General features: G+C 55.4%; 18 protein-coding genes. 14 read left to right on the top strand and 4 right to left on the bottom strand.

The window, feature by feature from the left end:
- Positions 1–27: 27 nt before the first annotated feature.
- Positions 28–648 carry a threonine export protein RhtC gene (gene rhtC / locus ACQG19_RS23870; protein ID WP_014833703.1) on the top strand — a complete coding sequence of 207 codons (621 nt, stop codon included), beginning with the start codon at positions 28–30 and terminating at the stop codon, positions 646–648.
- Here the strand turns inward: rhtC and rhtB are convergent.
- Positions 645–1,265, bottom strand: coding sequence for a homoserine/homoserine lactone efflux protein (rhtB, locus tag ACQG19_RS23865; protein WP_013099249.1), 621 nt, complete (start codon positions 1,263–1,265; stop codon positions 645–647). The genes rhtC and rhtB overlap by 4 nt on opposite strands.
- A 111-nt stretch (positions 1,266–1,376) precedes the next feature.
- On the opposite strand from rhtB, the gene pldB reads away from it, so the two are divergent.
- The 3 genes from pldB to ACQG19_RS23850 all read left to right on the top strand — a co-directional run bounded on the left by pldB (position 1,377) and on the right by ACQG19_RS23850 (position 4,177).
- Entirely contained in the window at positions 1,377–2,369 is a 993-nt protein-coding gene (pldB, locus tag ACQG19_RS23860; RefSeq protein WP_013099248.1) for a lysophospholipase L2, read from the top strand.
- Between the two features lie 25 nt (positions 2,370–2,394).
- The gene (gene yigL / locus ACQG19_RS23855) at positions 2,395–3,195 is read left to right on the top strand and encodes a sugar/pyridoxal phosphate phosphatase YigL (protein ID WP_013099247.1); all 801 of its coding nucleotides are present in this window, start codon (positions 2,395–2,397) and stop codon (positions 3,193–3,195) included.
- Between the two features lie 82 nt (positions 3,196–3,277).
- Complete coding sequence (locus ACQG19_RS23850) at positions 3,278–4,177, top strand: carboxylate/amino acid/amine transporter (protein WP_023621553.1); 900 nt, start codon at positions 3,278–3,280, stop codon at positions 4,175–4,177.
- Here the strand turns inward: ACQG19_RS23850 and metR are convergent.
- Complete coding sequence (gene metR, locus ACQG19_RS23845; protein ID WP_013099245.1) at positions 4,065–5,018, bottom strand: HTH-type transcriptional regulator MetR; 954 nt, start codon at positions 5,016–5,018, stop codon at positions 4,065–4,067. The genes ACQG19_RS23850 and metR overlap by 113 nt on opposite strands.
- 115 nt (positions 5,019–5,133) lie before the next feature.
- Between metR and metE the strand changes: the two genes are divergently transcribed.
- On the top strand, positions 5,134–7,395 hold the full coding sequence (gene metE / locus ACQG19_RS23840) for a 5-methyltetrahydropteroyltriglutamate--homocysteine S-methyltransferase (RefSeq protein ID WP_246932784.1): 2,262 nt from the start codon (positions 5,134–5,136) through the stop codon (positions 7,393–7,395).
- A gap of 59 nt (positions 7,396–7,454) precedes the next feature.
- Here the strand turns inward: metE and ACQG19_RS23835 are convergent, their stop codons facing one another.
- Positions 7,455–8,261: a dienelactone hydrolase family protein gene (locus ACQG19_RS23835; RefSeq protein ID WP_013099243.1), complete on the bottom strand. Its 807-nt coding sequence runs from the start codon at positions 8,259–8,261 to the stop codon at positions 7,455–7,457.
- Positions 8,262–8,516: 255 nt separating this feature from the next.
- On the opposite strand from ACQG19_RS23835, the gene udp reads away from it, so the two are divergent.
- The 9 genes from udp to tatD all read left to right on the top strand — a co-directional run bounded on the left by udp (position 8,517) and on the right by tatD (position 16,426).
- Positions 8,517–9,278 (top strand): uridine phosphorylase, encoded by a 762-nt coding sequence (gene udp / locus ACQG19_RS23830; protein ID WP_003860792.1) that lies wholly within the window; start codon positions 8,517–8,519, stop codon positions 9,276–9,278.
- Positions 9,279–9,416: 138 nt separating this feature from the next.
- Entirely contained in the window at positions 9,417–10,874 is a 1,458-nt protein-coding gene (gene rmuC / locus ACQG19_RS23825) for a DNA recombination protein RmuC (protein ID WP_246932782.1), read from the top strand.
- Between the two features lie 66 nt (positions 10,875–10,940).
- Positions 10,941–11,696, top strand: a complete 756-nt coding sequence (gene ubiE, locus ACQG19_RS23820) for a bifunctional demethylmenaquinone methyltransferase/2-methoxy-6-polyprenyl-1,4-benzoquinol methylase UbiE (RefSeq protein WP_013099241.1) — start codon at positions 10,941–10,943, stop codon at positions 11,694–11,696.
- Between the two features lie 13 nt (positions 11,697–11,709).
- Positions 11,710–12,315, top strand: a complete 606-nt coding sequence (ubiJ, locus tag ACQG19_RS23815) for a ubiquinone biosynthesis protein UbiJ (RefSeq protein ID WP_013099240.1) — start codon at positions 11,710–11,712, stop codon at positions 12,313–12,315.
- Positions 12,312–13,952, top strand: a complete 1,641-nt coding sequence (ubiB, locus tag ACQG19_RS23810) for a ubiquinone biosynthesis regulatory protein kinase UbiB (RefSeq protein ID WP_013099239.1) — start codon at positions 12,312–12,314, stop codon at positions 13,950–13,952. The genes ubiJ and ubiB overlap by 4 nt, the downstream gene beginning before the upstream one ends.
- Positions 13,953–14,028: 76 nt before the next feature.
- Positions 14,029–14,283 (top strand): Sec-independent protein translocase subunit TatA, encoded by a 255-nt coding sequence (tatA, locus tag ACQG19_RS23805; RefSeq protein WP_013099238.1) that lies wholly within the window; start codon positions 14,029–14,031, stop codon positions 14,281–14,283.
- Between the two features lie 3 nt (positions 14,284–14,286).
- The gene (tatB, locus tag ACQG19_RS23800; RefSeq protein ID WP_023621768.1) at positions 14,287–14,829 is read left to right on the top strand and encodes a Sec-independent protein translocase protein TatB; all 543 of its coding nucleotides are present in this window, start codon (positions 14,287–14,289) and stop codon (positions 14,827–14,829) included.
- A 2-nt stretch (positions 14,830–14,831) separates the two neighbouring features.
- Positions 14,832–15,602 (top strand): Sec-independent protein translocase subunit TatC, encoded by a 771-nt coding sequence (gene tatC, locus ACQG19_RS23795; protein WP_013099236.1) that lies wholly within the window; start codon positions 14,832–14,834, stop codon positions 15,600–15,602.
- A gap of 41 nt (positions 15,603–15,643) precedes the next feature.
- Entirely contained in the window at positions 15,644–16,426 is a 783-nt protein-coding gene (gene tatD / locus ACQG19_RS23790) for a 3'-5' ssDNA/RNA exonuclease TatD (protein ID WP_246932780.1), read from the top strand.
- Here the strand turns inward: tatD and rfaH are convergent.
- Complete coding sequence (gene rfaH / locus ACQG19_RS23785) at positions 16,423–16,914, bottom strand: transcription/translation regulatory transformer protein RfaH (protein WP_013099234.1); 492 nt, start codon at positions 16,912–16,914, stop codon at positions 16,423–16,425. The genes tatD and rfaH overlap by 4 nt on opposite strands.
- Positions 16,915–17,022 lie beyond the last annotated feature (108 nt).

Genomic DNA, 17,022 nt, shown 5'->3' with positions numbered 1-17,022 from the left:
ACTGAATTATTTCCCCGCGAGCGAATTATGTTAATGCTATTTCTTACCGTGGCGTTGGTGCACATTGTTGCGCTGATGAGCCCGGGCCCTGACTTTTTCTTCGTGTCACAAACCGCCGTCAGCCGCTCCCGCAAAGAAGCAATGATGGGCGTGTTGGGTATTACTATGGGGGTTATGGTCTGGGCGGCCGTGGCGCTGCTTGGCCTGAACCTGATCCTGGCGAAGATGGCGTGGCTGCATAACATCATCATGGTTGGTGGCGGTCTGTACCTGTGCTGGATGGGCTACCAGATGCTGCGCGGAGCGCTGAAGAAAGAAGAGAAAAAACCGCAAGAGCCAAAAGTTGAGCTGGCAACGGGCGGCCGTAGCTTTGTGAAAGGGCTGCTGACCAACCTGGCGAACCCGAAAGCGATTATCTATTTCGGTTCCGTCTTCTCTCTGTTCGTGGGCGACAGCGTGGGGGCGGGTGCACGCTGGGGCATCTTCCTGCTGATTGTGGTTGAGACGTTTGCGTGGTTCACCGTTGTTGCCAGCCTGTTTGCCTTACCGGCGATGCGCCGTGGCTATCAGCGCATCGCGAAGTGGATTGACGGCTTCGCCGGCGCTCTGTTCGCCGGCTTTGGTATTCACCTTATTATCTCTCGCTAAGCATGACGCGCTGACGCAAGCAGCGCGCCAACCAGCATAAACAGCGAACCAAACACTTTGTTCAGGGCCTTCATTTGCTTAGGCCCTTTAATCCATGCTGCAATTCGCTGCGCCAGCGTCGCGTAGCCAATCATCACAATAATATCGACAACAATGGTGGTCACGCCCAGGACTACGTACTGCATGACCTGCGGCTGATGCGGGACGATAAACTGTGGGAACAGGGCAGCCAGAAAAACGATGCTTTTTGGGTTGGTCAGATTCACAAACACCGCCCGCTTAAACAGGCGACCGCGCGTTTGCGTCCGGGCAAGAGTGTTGAGGTCAATTGAGCCTGCTGCGCGCCATTGCTGAATGCCGAGCCAAATCAGATACGCCGCACCGGCCCATTTCAGCACTTCAAAGGCCAGCACCGAGCGGGAGAAGAGCGTCCCTAAACCCACGCCCACCAGCACAATGTGAATCCCCAGTCCGGTTTGCAAACCGGCAATGGATGCTGCCGCCCCGCGATAACCGTGGTTAATGGAGGTTGTCATGGTATTAATTGCCCCCGAACCCGGTGACAGGCTGAGGATGATGGATGTCAGCAGGTAAGCGAACCACCACTCGAAGGTCATTTGAAACTCCCGAATCGTCTGTTTTTATGCCACAATACGCTATTGTTGAGTCATTTTGTGACCAGTTACGAAAAAAACGATATTCCCTGAATGACGGGGGGTGGAAACCCGATGTTGCAGCAGAAAAAGGACTGGGAAACACGAGAAAACGCATTTGCTGCTTTCTCCATGGGGCCGCTGACCGATTTCTGGCGTCAGCGTGAGGAAGATGAGTTTACGGGCGTCGGGAATATCCCGGTACGCTTTGTTCGTTTCCGTGATGAAAAAAATGACCGGGTGATTGTGGTCTGCCCCGGGCGTATCGAAAGCTACATCAAATATGCCGAGCTGGCGTACGACCTGTTCCATCTGGGTTTTGACGTGTTAATTATCGATCATCGCGGGCAGGGGCTTTCTGGTCGAATGTTGCCGGATACCCATCGTGGCCACGTAGATAACTTCAGCGATTATGTCGACGATCTTGCCGCCTTCTGGCAGCAGGAAGTGCAGCCTGGCCCGTGGCGTAAGCGCTATATTCTTGCGCACTCCATGGGCGGCGCGATCTCTACGCTCTTTTTGCAGCGCTACGATCACCAGTGCGATGCCATTGCGCTGACCGCGCCGATGTATGGCATTGTGATACGTTTTCCGGACTGGATGGTGCGCCATCTTCTCGACTGGGCTGAGGGCCATCAGCGCATTCGTGAAGGCTACGCCATCGGAACAGGGCGCTGGCGGGCTTTGCCGTTTGCCCTCAACGTCTTAACCCATAGCCGTCAGCGTTATCGCCGCAACCTGCGCTTCTATGCCGATGAGCCTCGCTTGCGCGTTGGCGGCCCCACCTGGCACTGGGTGCGGGAGGGGATACATGCCGGGGAGCAGGTTCTGGCGGGCGTTGGTGATGATGACACGCCGACACTCCTGATTCAGGCTGAAGAAGAGCGTGTGGTGGATAACCGCATGCATGACCGTTTCTGTGAACTGCGCGCTGCCGCCGGTCACCCTTGTGAAGGGGGTAAACCGCTGGTCATCAACGGCGCGTACCATGAGATCCTTTTTGAAAAGGACGCTATGCGCTCAGTCGCGCTTAACGCCATCGTCGAGTTTTTCGACCGGCATAACTGATTTTCTATTGAGGTTAAATTTTCCTATGTACCAGGTTGTTGCATCTGATTTAGATGGCACGCTGCTTTCCCCCGACCACACCCTGTCGCCGTACGCGAAAGAGACCTTAAAGCTGCTGACTGCCCGTGGCGTGCACTTTGTGTTTGCCACCGGGCGCCACCACGTGGATGTGGGGCAGATCCGCGATAATCTTGAGATTAAATCGTACATGATCACCTCCAACGGTGCGCGTGTTCACGACACCGATGGCAATCTGATCTTTACCCACAACCTGGATCGCGATATTGCCGCCGATCTGTTCGGTGTGGTGCACAATAATCCGGCTATCGTCACGAACGTTTACCGCGACGATGACTGGTTCATGAACCGCCACCGTCCGGAAGAGATGCGCTTCTTCAAAGAAGCGGTGTTTAACTACTCCCTGTATGAGCCAGGTCTGCTCGAGCCGGAAGGGATCAGCAAAGTTTTCTTTACCTGCGAAAGTCACGAAGAACTGCTGCCGCTGGAGCAGGCGATCAACGCCCGCTGGGGCGATCGCGTCAACGTAAGCTTCTCAACGCTGACCTGCCTGGAAGTGATGGCGGGTGGCGTTTCCAAGGGGCACGCTCTGGAAGCGGTGGCCAAACGCATGGGCTTTGAGCTGAAAGACTGTATCGCCTTTGGTGATGGCATGAACGATGCTGAGATGCTCTCGATGGCGGGTAAAGGCTGCATCATGCAGAACGCGCACCAGCGCCTGAAAGACCTGCACCCGGAGCTGGAAGTGATCGGCACCAACGCAGACAATGCGGTACCAAAATATCTGCGCAAGCTGTTCCTTGAATAATCTTCATTTGGTTGTTTATTGCTCAGTTGTCAACTAAAGAGTTCGCTACAATGCCTCTCCTTCTTTCTGAGAGACAAGCATTGTGGCGCTACTCATTATCACCACTATCCTGTGGGCCTTCTCCTTTAGCCTGATTGGCGAATACCTTGCCGGATCGGTCGACAGCTATTTCTCGGTGCTGATGCGCGTGGGGCTGGCGGCGCTGGTGTTCCTGCCCTTTTTGCGTACGCGCGGACAATCCCTGCAAACCGTTTTGCTGTATATGCTGGTGGGGGCGATGCAGCTCGGCATCATGTATCTGTTTAGCTTTCGGGCGTATATCTACTTGTCCGTCTCGGAGTTCCTGCTCTTTACGGTGCTGACGCCGCTCTATATCACGCTGATTTACGACCTGCTCAGCAGGCGTCGTCTGCGTTGGGGCTATCTGTTGAGCGCAGCGCTGGCGGTGATTGGCGCGGCGATTATTCGCTACGATAAAGTGAGCGATCACTTCTGGACCGGCCTGATGTTCGTGCAGTTAGCAAACATCAGCTTCGCTATTGGTATGGTGGGCTACAAGCGCCTGATGGAAACCCGCCCGATGCCGCAGCACAACGCGTTTGCCTGGTTCTATATGGGGGCGGCGGTGGTCGCGGTCGCAGCCTGGTTTATGCTGGGTAACCCGCAAAAATTACCTACCACTACCGTGCAGTGGGGCATTCTGGTCTGGCTGGGCGTGGTGGCCTCGGGGCTGGGGTACTTCATGTGGAACTATGGCGCAACTCAGGTAGACGCCGGTACGCTGGGCATCATGAACAACGTGCACGTGCCCGCGGGGCTACTGGTAAACCTTGCTATCTGGCAGCAACAGCCCCACTGGCCGAGTTTCCTTATTGGGGGAGCGGTGATCCTGGCTTCGCTGTGGGTACATCGCCGTTGGGTCGCTCCGCGCTCCGCACAAACGGAAGATGGTCGCACGCGTGGTTCCGCGTTGAGCGAATAAACGCTTCCGTGATCGGCTGACGCTGCTCGCCATCGCGCACGGCGGCGTACAGCCGGCTCCACAGTCCTTCTCCCAGGGTTTTGGTGACCACCAGGCCCTGGCGTTCAAAACTCTCTACCACCCAGTGCGGCAGCGCCGCGATGCCCATTCTGGCGGCAACCATCTGAATCAACAGCAACGTATTATCCACGCTTTTCAGTTGTGGGCTGATGCCAGCCGGCTGCAGGAAATGGCGCCAGATATCCAGGCGACTGCGCTGCACCGGGTATATCAGCAGCGTTTCAGTCGCCAGGTCTTCCGGGGTGATACGCGTCTTGCTGGCCAGCGGATGATCCGGTGCCAGCACCAGACGCACCTCATAATCGAACATTGGCGAATAATGCAGGCCGCTACGCGGCAGAATGTCTGACGTCATCACCAGATCCAGCTCGCCCTGCTGGAGTGACGGCTGCGGGTCAAACGTCACGCCGGAGGTAAAGTCCATTTCTACCTGCGGCCACTTCTGGCGGAAGTTCTCAAGCGCGGGGGTCAGCCACTGAATACAGCTGTGGCACTCAATGGCGATACGCAATTTAGTTTGCTGCGGCTCATTGCAGGACTGAAGCGCGCTGGCAATTTGCGGCAGCACCTGATTTGCCAGCTGCAGGAGGATCTCGCCCTGGGGGGTAAAGCGCAGCGGCTGGCTCTTACGCACAAAAAGACGAAAGCCGAGACGTTGTTCCAGATCGCTGAACTGGTGAGAAAGGGCGGACTGAGTCTGGTGCAGTGAGGCCGCCGCCGCCGCGAGAGAACCGCAGTTTCGCAACGCTTGTAGCGTTTTCAGGTGTTTTATCTCGATCATGAAAGTCCTTCACTTCGCCATGAACATTTTGCGCTTGAGGAATATACAGTACCTGCCAATTATAGATGTGTAAACATCTGGACGTCTAAATAACGAATTTCACAAGGGGCATGACATGACAATCCGCAATCACACTCTCGGTTTCCCTCGCGTTGGCCTTCGTCGCGAGCTAAAAAAAGCACAAGAAAGCTACTGGGCAGGAAACACCACGCGTGAAGAGCTGCTGGCAGTGGGCCGCGAACTGCGTGCCCGCCACTGGGAGCAGCAAAAACTGGCGGGCGTAGACCTGCTGCCGGTGGGCGATTTCGCCTGGTACGACCATGTTCTGACGACCAGCCTGCTGCTTGGCAATGTCCCGGCTCGTCATCAGAACAACGATGGATCGGTAGATATCGACACGCTGTTCCGCATCGGCCGTGGCCGTGCGCCAACCGGTGAGCCAGCGGCAGCGGCGGAAATGACCAAGTGGTTTAACACCAACTATCACTATATGGTGCCGGAGTTTGTTAAAGGTCAGCAGTTCAAACTGACCTGGACCCAGTTGCTGGATGAAGTGGACGAAGCGCTGGCACTGGGGCACCAGGTGAAACCGGTGCTGCTGGGGCCAGTGACCTACCTGTGGTTAGGGAAAGTCAAAGGCGAGCCGTTCGATCGTCTGAGCCTGCTGAAGGATATCCTGCCGGTCTACAAACAGGTGCTGATTGAGCTGGGCAAACGCGGTATTCAGTGGGTGCAAATCGACGAACCGGCGCTGGTGCTCGAGCTGCCGCAAGCGTGGCTCGATGCCTTCAAACCGGCTTACGATGCACTGACCGGGCAGGTAAAGCTGCTGCTTACCACCTACTTTGAAGGTGTGACGCCGAACCTCGGCACCATCACCAAATTGCCAGTGCAGGGCCTGCACGTTGACCTGGTGCATGGAAAAGATGATGTTGCAGAACTGCACAAGCGCCTGCCAGCGGAGTGGCTGCTCTCTGCCGGGCTGGTAAACGGTCGTAACGTCTGGCGCGCCGATTTGACAGAAAAATATGCTCAGATTAAAGACATCGTCGGCAAACGTGAGCTATGGGTGGCCTCTTCGTGTTCACTGCTGCACAGCCCTATCGATCTCAGCGTTGAAACCCGCCTGGATGCGGAAGTGAAAAGCTGGTTTGCCTTTGCCTTGCAGAAATGTGAAGAGCTGACTCTGCTGCGTGACGCCCTGAACAGCGGCCACACGGCGGCGATTACCGAATGGAGCGCTCCGATTCAGGCCCGTCGTCATTCGTCTCGCGTTCACAACCCGGCGGTGGAAAAACGTCTGGCGGCTATCACCGCGCAGGACAGCCAGCGTCAAAGCCCGTATGAAGTGCGTGCAGAAGCCCAGCGCGCCCGTTTCAACTTGCCTGCGTGGCCAACCACCACCATCGGTTCCTTCCCGCAAACTACCGAGATCCGCGGCCTGCGCCTGGACTTCAAAAAGGGCAACCTTGATGCGGCCAACTACCGCACCGGCATCGCGGAACATATCAAACAGGCGATTGTGGAGCAGGAGCGCTTAGGCCTGGACGTGCTGGTTCACGGGGAGGCAGAGCGTAACGACATGGTGGAGTACTTCGGTGAACATCTGGACGGTTTCGTCTTTACCCAAAACGGCTGGGTACAGAGCTATGGTTCCCGCTGTGTAAAACCACCGGTGGTGATCGGTGACGTCAGCCGTCCGCACCCGATCACCGTCGAATGGGCTAAATATGCCCAGTCCCTGACCGACAAGCCGGTAAAAGGCATGTTGACCGGTCCGGTGACCATTCTTTGCTGGTCCTTCCCGCGTGAGGACGTGACCCGTGAAACCATCGCGAAGCAAATTGCGCTGGCGCTGCGCGATGAAGTGGCGGATCTGGAAGCGGCGGGGATTGGCATCATCCAGATTGACGAACCGGCCCTGCGCGAGGGATTACCGCTGCGTCGCAGCGACTGGGACGCCTACCTGCAGTGGGGTGTGGAAGCGTTCCGCATCAATGCCGCAGTGGCGAAGGACGACACGCAGATCCACACCCACATGTGTTACTGCGAATTTAACGACATCATGGATTCCATCGCCGCACTGGATGCCGACGTGATCACCATCGAGACCTCGCGTTCAGATATGGAACTGCTGGAGTCATTCGAAGAGTTCGATTATCCGAACGAAATTGGGCCGGGCGTATATGACATTCACTCCCCGAACGTGCCGAGCGTGGAGTGGATCGAAGCCCTGCTGAAGAAAGCCGCCCAGCGCATTCCGGCAGAGCGCCTGTGGGTGAACCCGGACTGCGGTCTGAAAACCCGCGGCTGGCCGGAAACCCGCGCGGCGCTGGCGAATATGGTGAAAGCGGCGCAGAATTTGCGTCAGGGTTAAGACAGAGTTGATCCCATTATGTAGCCCGGTAAGGCATCGCCGCCACCGGGCTTTTATGTTTACGCTTTCTTGCCGCCGTACTGGCTAAACCACGCCAGCATCCGCTGCCAGCCATCTTTGGCTGATTCCGCGTGATAGCTCGGGCGATAATCGGCATTAAACGCGTGTCCGGCATCCGGGTACACGACAATGTCGGCCTTCGCATTCGCCGCGCGTAGCGCATGGCGCATGGTCTCTACCGTATCGAGTGGAATACCCGTGTCCTGACCACCGTACAGTCCCAGCACCGGGGCATTTAAGTCTGTGGCGATATCAACCGGATGTTTTGGCGAGTTCAGCGTTTTTTCGCCCACCAGTTTACCGTACCAGGCCACAGCAGCTTTCAGCTGCGGATTGTGCGCGGCATACAGCCAGCTAATGCGTCCGCCCCAGCAGAACCCCGTTATCATCAGTCGATGCGCATCACCGCCGTTACGCGCCGCCCAGTTGGCAACATGATCCAGATCGGCCAGCACCTGTGCATCCGGCACTTTACTGACCAGGTTGCTCAAAAGCGTTGGGATATCGCTGTAGTCGTTCGGATCGCCCTGACGGAAATAGAGCTCTGGCGCAACGGCCAGGTAACCTTCCAGCGCCAGTCGGCGGCAGAGGTCGCGAATATGTTCATGAACGCCGAAAATTTCCTGAACCACAATCACGATCGGCAGCGGACCGTCTGCCGATGCTGGTCGCGCGTGGTAAGCAGGCATATTTTCCCCCTGCGAGGGAATGGAGGTCTCTCCCGCCGTAATGGCGTCTTCAGGCGTTGAGACGATGGTTGAGGCATGCGGAGCCGCAGCAGGTGCAAAACCGGTTTTTTCAGTCATGGCATTCTCCGTACCAATGAGTTAGCGCAAAGGTAAATATAGACACCAGGTTAACAACCCACAGTGCCTTAAACGGTCTATCTTTTGTGCAGCACACCACGATATAACTTGTTAATGTGATGTAAATCACTTTTTTATGGAAATCTACTGCAATCATTTTCATTCATGGTGAGATGTGTCACGAAATTATGCGTATCGCTTCTGTAAAGTACCGTTTTACTTCTTCTGACTAACCGACCCACAGAGGAGTCACCTATGTCTAAGTCTGATGTTTTTCATCTCGGCCTCACCAAAAACGATTTACAAGGGGCTACGCTTGCGATCGTCCCGGGCGATCCTGAGCGTGTGGAAAAGATCGCCGCGCTGATGGATAAGCCGGTTAAGCTGGCAGCCCATCGTGAATTCACCACCTGGCGTGCAGAGCTGGATGGTAAGGCCGTGATTGTGTGCTCTACCGGTATCGGTGGCCCATCTACCTCCATTGCCGTTGAAGAACTGGCGCAGCTGGGCATCCGGACGTTCCTGCGTATCGGGACGACTGGTGCGATCCAGCCGCATATCAACGTGGGTGATGTATTGGTGACTACCGCGTCCGTGCGTCTGGACGGGGCGAGTCTGCACTTTGCACCAATGGAATTCCCGGCGGTTGCCGATTTTGAATGTACGACGGCGCTGGTTGAAGCAGCGAAATCCGTTGGCGCAACCACGCACGTGGGCGTAACCGCCTCGTCGGATACCTTCTACCCGGGTCAGGAGCGTTACGACACCTTCTCTGGCCGTGTGGTGAGCCGTTTTAAAGGCTCTATGGAAGAGTGGCAGTCTATGGGCGTGATGAACTATGAAATGGAATCCGCAACGCTGCTGACCATGTGCGCAAGCCAGGGTCTGCGTGCCGGTATGGTGGCGGGGGTAATCGTCAACCGTACCCAGCAGGAAATCCCGAACGCCGAAACCATGAAACAAACCGAAAGTCATGCGGTAAAAATCGTGGTTGAAGCGGCCCGTCGTCTGATCTAATCCTCTCTTCTGACATCAAAGGCCGACACGTTCGGCCTTTATTTTTTGCGTAGCGCCTAGCAGGAAAACCCTTTCAAACTGGACGTTTATACAGCACAATCTTATTTTGTGCGGTAATACGTTGATGCAGGGGGCATTGTGGATCTCTCAATCCTGATTTACGCGGTGATTGCGCTCGCGGGCGTGGCGATAGGCTGGCTGATTTCCAGCTATCAGCACGCGCAGCAAAAGGCCGATCAGCTGGCAGAGCGTGAAGAGATAGTCGCCGAGTTAAGCGCGACAAAACAGCAACTTGCGCTGAGTGAACACTGGCGAGACGAGTGCGAGTTACTCAACAACGAACTGCGCAATCTGCGTGATATCAACACCTCACTGGAAGCCGATCTCCGTGAAGTCACGACCCGCCTGGAATCCACTCAACTGCATGCGGAAGACAAAATCCGCCAGATGATGAACAGCGAGCAGCGCCTCAGCGAACAGTTTGAGAATCTCGCGAACCGCATTTTTGAGCACAGCAACCGCCGCGTTGACGAACAAAACCGCCAGAGTCTGAACAGTCTCCTGACGCCTCTGCGTGAGCAACTGGACGGTTTCCGTCGTCAGGTGCAGGACAGCTTTGGTCAGGAGGCCCGCGAGCGGTACACCCTGGCACACGAAATTCGTAATCTGCAGCAGTTGAATGCACAAATGGCGCAGGAAGCGGTCAACCTAACCCGCGCCCTGAAAGGGGATAACAAAACGCAGGGTAACTGGGGTGAAGTCGTCCTCACGCGGGTGCTGGAAGCCTCTGGACTGCGCGAAGGGTATGAATACGAAACCCAGGTCAGCATAGAAAACGATGCCCGCTCGCGAATGCAGCCAGATGTCATCGTGCGTCTGCCGCAGGGTAAAGATGTGGTGATTGATGCCAAAATGACGCTGGTGGCCTATGAGCGTTACTTCAACGCGGAGGATGACTACACCCGCGAATCGGCGTTGCAGGAGCACATTGCCTCCGTGCGGAACCATATTCGTCTGCTGGGCAGAAAAGACTATCAGCAGTTGCCGGGTTTGCGCTCGCTTGACTATGTTCTGATGTTTATCCCGGTAGAGCCTGCTTTTCTGCTGGCACTCGACAGACAGCCGGAACTGATAACTGAAGCGCTGAAAAACAACATTATGCTGGTCAGCCCCACCACGCTGCTGGTGGCGTTACGCACCATTGCCAACCTGTGGCGCTATGAACATCAGAGCCGCAACGCGCAGCAGATTGCCGATCGCGCCAGCAAGCTGTACGACAAAATGCGCCTATTTGTGGATGATATGTCCTCGGTCGGGCAAAGCCTGGACCGCGCGCAGGACAACTACCGCCAGGCGATGAAAAAACTCGCCTCCGGGCGGGGTAATCTGCTGGCGCAAGCCGAAGCCTTCCGCGGCCTGGGGGTGGAGGTTAAACGCGAGATTAATCCGGAACTGGTTGAGCAAGCCACGGCACAGGACGAAGAGTTTCGCCTGCGCGAAGGCGCTGATGGACAAAAGAGAGACAGTGAAGACAACGAGTTAGCGGCAGAGTTATCGCCAGACCCGCATCTGGCGCGTTTCTTACGTGGTGGTTGAAACGTAGGGCAAACGCGCCCAATCTGTTACACTTCACGAACATTTTACTGATAAGCAGGCTCTGAGATGGTTGACGATTCACAAGACACAACGCACTTTGGCTTTCAGACTGTCGCCAAAGCGCAGAAAGCTGACATGGTGGCCCACGTATTTCATTCCGTGGCGGCGAAGTACGATGTGATGAATGACTTGATGTCATTCGGCATTCATCGCTTGTGGAAGCGCTTCACCATCGACTGTAGCGGTGTGCGTCGTGGACAAACGGTACTGGACCTTGCCGGCGGCACGGGCGATTTGACCGCGAAATTCTCCCGTCTGGTGGGTGAAACCGGGCGTGTTGTTCTGGCTGATATTAACGACTCCATGCTGAAAATGGGGCGTGAGAAGCTGCGTAACATCGGCGTGGTGGGGAATGTGGAATATGTGCAGGCAAACGCCGAGGCGCTGCCGTTCCCGGACAATACCTTTGACTGCATCACTATCTCTTTTGGCCTGCGTAACGTCACCGATAAAGAAAAAGCGCTGCGCTCAATGTATCGCGTGCTGAAGCCGGGCGGACGTCTGCTGGTGCTTGAGTTCTCCAAACCGATTATCGAGCCACTGAGCAAAGCCTACGACGCCTATTCATTCCATGTTCTGCCGCGTATTGGCGAACTGGTGGCAAACGACGCAGAAAGCTACCGCTATCTGGCGGAATCCATTCGCATGCACCCGGATCAGGACACCCTGAAGGCCATGATGCAGGATGCGGCGTTTGAAAACGTTGAGTATTTCAACATGACGGCGGGTGTCGTCGCACTGCATCGCGGTTATAAGTTCTGAGTGGAGGTGTCCTGTGCCCTTTAAACCCTTAGTCACCGCAGGCATCGAGAATGTACTGAATGCCTTTCTCTATCGTGCGCCAGCGCTAAAAGCCGCGCGGCAGCGACTTAACGGGAAGGTATTGCGGATCGTTTTAAAAGAGTTCTCGACGCCGCTTGTGCTGGTCTTCAGCGAACGCCAGCTTGATGTTCTGGGGGAGTGGGAAGGAGACGCCGACTGCTCTGTCATCACGCGCATGAGCGTGCTGCCAAAACTGCGTGACCGCCAGCAACTGACGGCGCTGATCCGAAGCGGTGAGCTGGAAGTGGAAGGCGACATTCAGGTTGTACAAAATTTCGTTGCGCTCAGCGATCTGGCCGAGTTCGACCCGGCGGAACTGCTTGCCCCATTTATTGGCGACATTGCAGCGGAAGGGATCGGCAAAGCCCTGCATGGTGGTACCGCCTTCCTGCGTAAAAGCCTGCAACGTCAGCAGCGTTATGCGGCAGAGGTGCTGACCGAAGAGTGGCGTATGGCCCCCGGACAGCTGGAAGTAGCCTGGTTCGCGGAAGAGACTGCGGCTGTTGAACGTGCGGTTGATGCGTTAACCAAACGGCTGGAAAAACTGGAGGGCAAATGACGCCTGGTGAAATTCGGCGCCTCTATTTTATCGTCCACACCTTTTTGAGTTACGGGCTCGACGAGCTTATCCCCAAAATGCGTATCACGCTGCCGCTTCGTATCTGGCGGCGGATGTTGTTCTGGATGCCTAATCGCCACAAAGGACAGCCACTGGGTGAACGCCTGCGTCTGGCGCTACAGGAGCTGGGCCCGGTATGGATTAAGTTCGGCCAAATGCTCTCGACCCGTCGCGATCTTTTCCCGCCCCAGATTGCCGATCAGCTGGCACTGCTGCAGGATCGCGTGGCCCCGTTTGACGGCGTGCGCGCGAAAAAACAGATCGAAGAGGCGATGGGCAATATTCCTGTTGAGACCTGGTTCGACGATTTCGACATTCAGCCGCTGGCTTCTGCCTCCATTGCCCAGGTGCATACCGCGCGTCTGAAAGAGAATGGCAAAGAAGTCGTTATCAAAGTTATCCGCCCGGATATTCTGCCGATCATCAAAGCGGACATGAAGCTTATCTATCGTCTGGCGCGCTGGGTTCCGCGTCTGCTCCCTGACGGACGCCGCCTGCGCCCGCTGGAAGTGGTACGGGAATATGAAAAAACGCTGATCGATGAACTAAACCTGCTGCGCGAATCGGCAAACGCCATTCAGCTACGGCGCAATTTTGAAAACAGCCCGATGCTGTATGTTCCTGAAGTCTATTCTGACTACTGCAGCCAGAACATGATGGTCATGGAACGTATTTACGGTATTCCCGTCTCGGATGTCGTGGCCCTGGAGAAACAGGGAACGAACATGAAGCTGCTGGCCGAACGTGGCGTACAGGTCTTCTTTACTCAGGTCTTCCGCGACAGCTTTTTCCACGCAGACATGCATCCGGGCAATATCTTTGTGAGCTATGAGCATCCGGACGACCCGCAATATATCGGCATTGATTGCGGTATTGTCGGCTCGCTCAATAAAGAAGATAAGCGTTATCTGGCGGAGAATTTTATCGCCTTCTTTAATCGTGACTACCGTAAAGTGGCTGAACTGCACGTTGACTCAGGTTGGGTTCCGCCGGACACCAATGTCGAAGAGTTTGAGTTTGCCATCCGTACCGTCTGTGAACCGATTTTTGAAAAACCGCTAGCAGAAATCTCGTTCGGTCACGTGTTGCTGAATCTGTTTAACACCGCTCGCCGCTTCAATATGGAAGTGCAGCCACAGCTTGTTTTACTTCAGAAAACATTACTTTACGTTGAAGGTGTAGGTCGACAGCTCTATCCTCAGTTAGACTTGTGGAAGACCGCGAAACCGTTCCTGGAATCCTGGATTAAGGATCAGGTTGGCATTCCGGCTCTGGTGCGGGCTTTCAAAGAGAAAGCCCCGTTCTGGGTTGAAAAAATGCCGGAACTTCCTGAACTGGTGTATGACAGTTTGCGTCAGAGCAAGAACCTTCAGCTCAGCATGGATAAAATCGCCCACGAGCTTCAGTCGAACCGCGTACGCCAGGGCCAGTCTCGCTATCTGTTTGGCATTGGCGCAACCCTGCTGCTCAGTGGTACGTTGTTGTTAATCAACCGTCCGGACTGGCAGATGATGCCCGCCTGGCTAATGGTTGCCGGAATAGTGGTCTGGTTCGTTGGCTGGAGAAAGACGCGCTGAAGAGGCATCGCTATCACCAGGTCGCATACGTATAATGCGGTCTGACTAATTAATCATCTATCTCTGAGGAATATGTATGGGTGGTATCAGTATCTGGCAATTAGTCATTATTGCCGTCATCGTCGTGCTGCTGTTTGGCACCAAAAAGCTCGGTTCTATCGGTTCCGATCTGGGCGCGTCTATCAAAGGCTTCAAGAAAGCAATGAGCGATGATGAGAGCAAGCAGGATAAAACCAGCCAGGACGCTGACTTTACTGCTAAATCCATCTCCGACAAGCAAGAAGATGCCAAAAAGGAAGACGCTAAACGCCACGATAAAGAGCAGGTGTAAGTCGTGTTCGACATTGGTTTTAGTGAGCTGCTGCTGGTCTTTGTGATTGGCCTCATCGTGCTGGGGCCACAGCGTTTACCCGTTGCAGTAAAAACGGTTGTGGGGTGGGTGCGTGCGCTTCGTTCGCTGGCATCCACCGTACAGAACGAGCTGGCGCAGGAACTTAAGCTGCAGGAGTTTCAGGAAAGCCTGAAAAAGGTTGAGAAGGCGAGCATGGATAACCTGACGCCGGAACTGAAAGCCTCCATGGATGAACTGCGCGAAGCGGCAGAATCCATGAAGCGCTCGTACAGCGTTAACGATCCTGAAAAAGCTAGCGATGAAGCGAACACCATCCATAACCCGGTGGTGAAAAATAGTGAAGCGCAGCGCGAGGGCGTAACGCCTGCCAGCGCGGAGCATCAGGCCACCGCGCCTGAACATACGCCGCAGGAACCTGAACTGAAAAAACAGGCGCAGCCGGAAGACCCTGTGGTCAACGCGGCTGAAGCAAAGCCCGCCGCGCCTGTTACCGAATCATCCCCCTCGTCGAGTGATAAAGCGTAAACATGGCAGTAGATGATACTCAACCGCTCATTACGCACCTCATTGAGCTGCGTAAGCGCCTGTTAAACTGCATTATTGCGGTTTTCGTTATTTTCTTATGCCTGGTTTATTTCGCCAACGACATCTACCAGGTTGTCTCCGCGCCGCTGATAAAGCAGATGCCGCTGGGCGCAACGATGATCGCGACGGACGTTGCTTCGCCGTTCTTTACGCCCATTAAGCTCACGTTCTGGGTATCGTTGATCGCTTCTGCACCCATCCTGCTGTATCAGATCTGGGCGTTTGTGGCGCCCGCTCTGTATAAGCATGAACGCAAACTGGTGATCCCACTGCTGGTCTCCAGCTCGCTGTTGTTCTATATCGGCATGGCGTTTGCCTATTTCGTGGTCTTCCCGCTGGCCTTTGGCTTCCTGACGCATACCGCGCCGGAAGGGGTACAGGTGTCGACCGATATTGCCAGCTACCTCAGCTTTGTGATGGCGCTGTTTATGGCATTCGGCGTGGCGTTCGAAGTGCCGGTTGCGATTGTGCTGCTTTGCTGGGTGGGTGTAACCACACCAGAAGACCTGCGTAAAAAGCGTCCGTATATTCTGGTCGGCGCATTTGTGGTCGGCATGCTGCTGACGCCGCCCGATGTCTTCTCGCAAACGCTGCTGGCCATACCGATGTACTGTCTGTTTGAGGTAGGCGTCTTCTTCTCACGTTTCTATGTGGGGAAAGGGCGTCGATCAGAGGACGAAGACGACGTCTCTGAAAAGAGCACTGAAGAGTAAAACCAGTCGCCCGTCAGGGCGGTTGTCATATGGGGAATTGCATGTTTGATATTGGACTTAACCTGACCAGTTCACAGTTTGCCAAAGATCGCGACGACGTCGTGGCGCGCGCGTTTGCCGCTGGCGTAAAAGGATTGTTGCTGACAGGCACCAACCTGCATGAAAGCGAGCAGGCGCAACAGCTGTCCCAACGCTACGACCGTTGCTGGTCTACCGCGGGCGTGCATCCTCATGACAGCAGCCAGTGGACGTCGGAGAGCGCTCAAATCATTCACAGGCTGGCGAAAAACCCCGAAGTGGTGGCTATCGGGGAATGTGGGCTCGATTTCAACCGCAATTTTTCCACCCCTGCCGAGCAGGAAAAAGCGTTTACGGCGCAACTTGCCCTGGCGGCCGAACTTGAAATGCCGGTGTTTATGCACTGTCGCGACGCGCATGAGCGCTTCCTCGCGCTGCTGGATCCCTGGCTGGATAAACTGCCAGGCGCGGTGCTGCACTGTTTTACCGGTTCACGTCAGGAGGCGCTGGACTGTCTGGATCGTGGGCTTTATTTGGGGATTACCGGCTGGGTGTGCGATGAGCGCCGCGGGCTGGAGCTTCGCGAACTGTTGCCGGTGATCCCGGCCGACCGGTTGCTCCTCGAAACCGACGCGCCTTATTTATTGCCGCGTGATATCAAACCAAAACCGGCATCGCGACGTAACGAACCGGCATGGCTGGGGCATATTGTCACGAGCGTGGCGCAGTGGCGCGGAGAGGATCCGCACGGGTTATCTGCGCAGACGGATGACAACGTGCGTCGCCTGTTTGGCATTGATTTTTAAACTTTGCGGAAGTCGGTGTTTTTCACGCTTTGTAGCACCTGCTTATTAAGCAGATTGAGCAATAACATGGAGCGTGCTTCACCGTCCGGCTCGGCGAAAATCGCCTGCAGGCCTTCGAAGGCACCTTCGGTGATGACGACACTGTCTCCCGCGTACGGGGTTTCCGGGTCGGTAATATCTTCAGGTTGTTGATAAACCGAAAGCTGATGGATCACCGTCGACGGCACCGTTGCCGGGTGCGCACCAAAACGAACAAAATGGCTGACGCCGCGCGTGGCGCTGATGGTGGTGGTGTGGATCACTTCCGGGTCGAATTCCACGAACAAATAGTTCGGAAATAGCGGCTCACTGACGGTTGTGCGCTTCCCGCGCTGCATTTTTTCAAGCGTGATCACGGGTGTCAGGCAATTTACAGACTGACGTTCTAAATGTTCCTGCGCGCGCTGAAGTTGCCCGCGTTTGCAATACAGTAAATACCAGGCCTGCATAATCACTCTTTCCCTTAGTTTCGGGCGCAAGCATATCAAAACCCTGGCGGGATCGCTAAGTTGATTATAATGGCCGAAAAGGGAACAGGATGCAGAAGTTCACGCTAA

It is taken from the genome of Enterobacter cloacae complex sp. 277I4 (genome assembly GCF_050031465.1).
Classification (GTDB): domain Bacteria; phylum Pseudomonadota; class Gammaproteobacteria; order Enterobacterales; family Enterobacteriaceae; genus Enterobacter; species Enterobacter cloacae.
The sequence above is the reverse complement of the archived record's forward strand: the minus strand, read 5'-3'. Positions and strand labels throughout refer to the sequence as shown.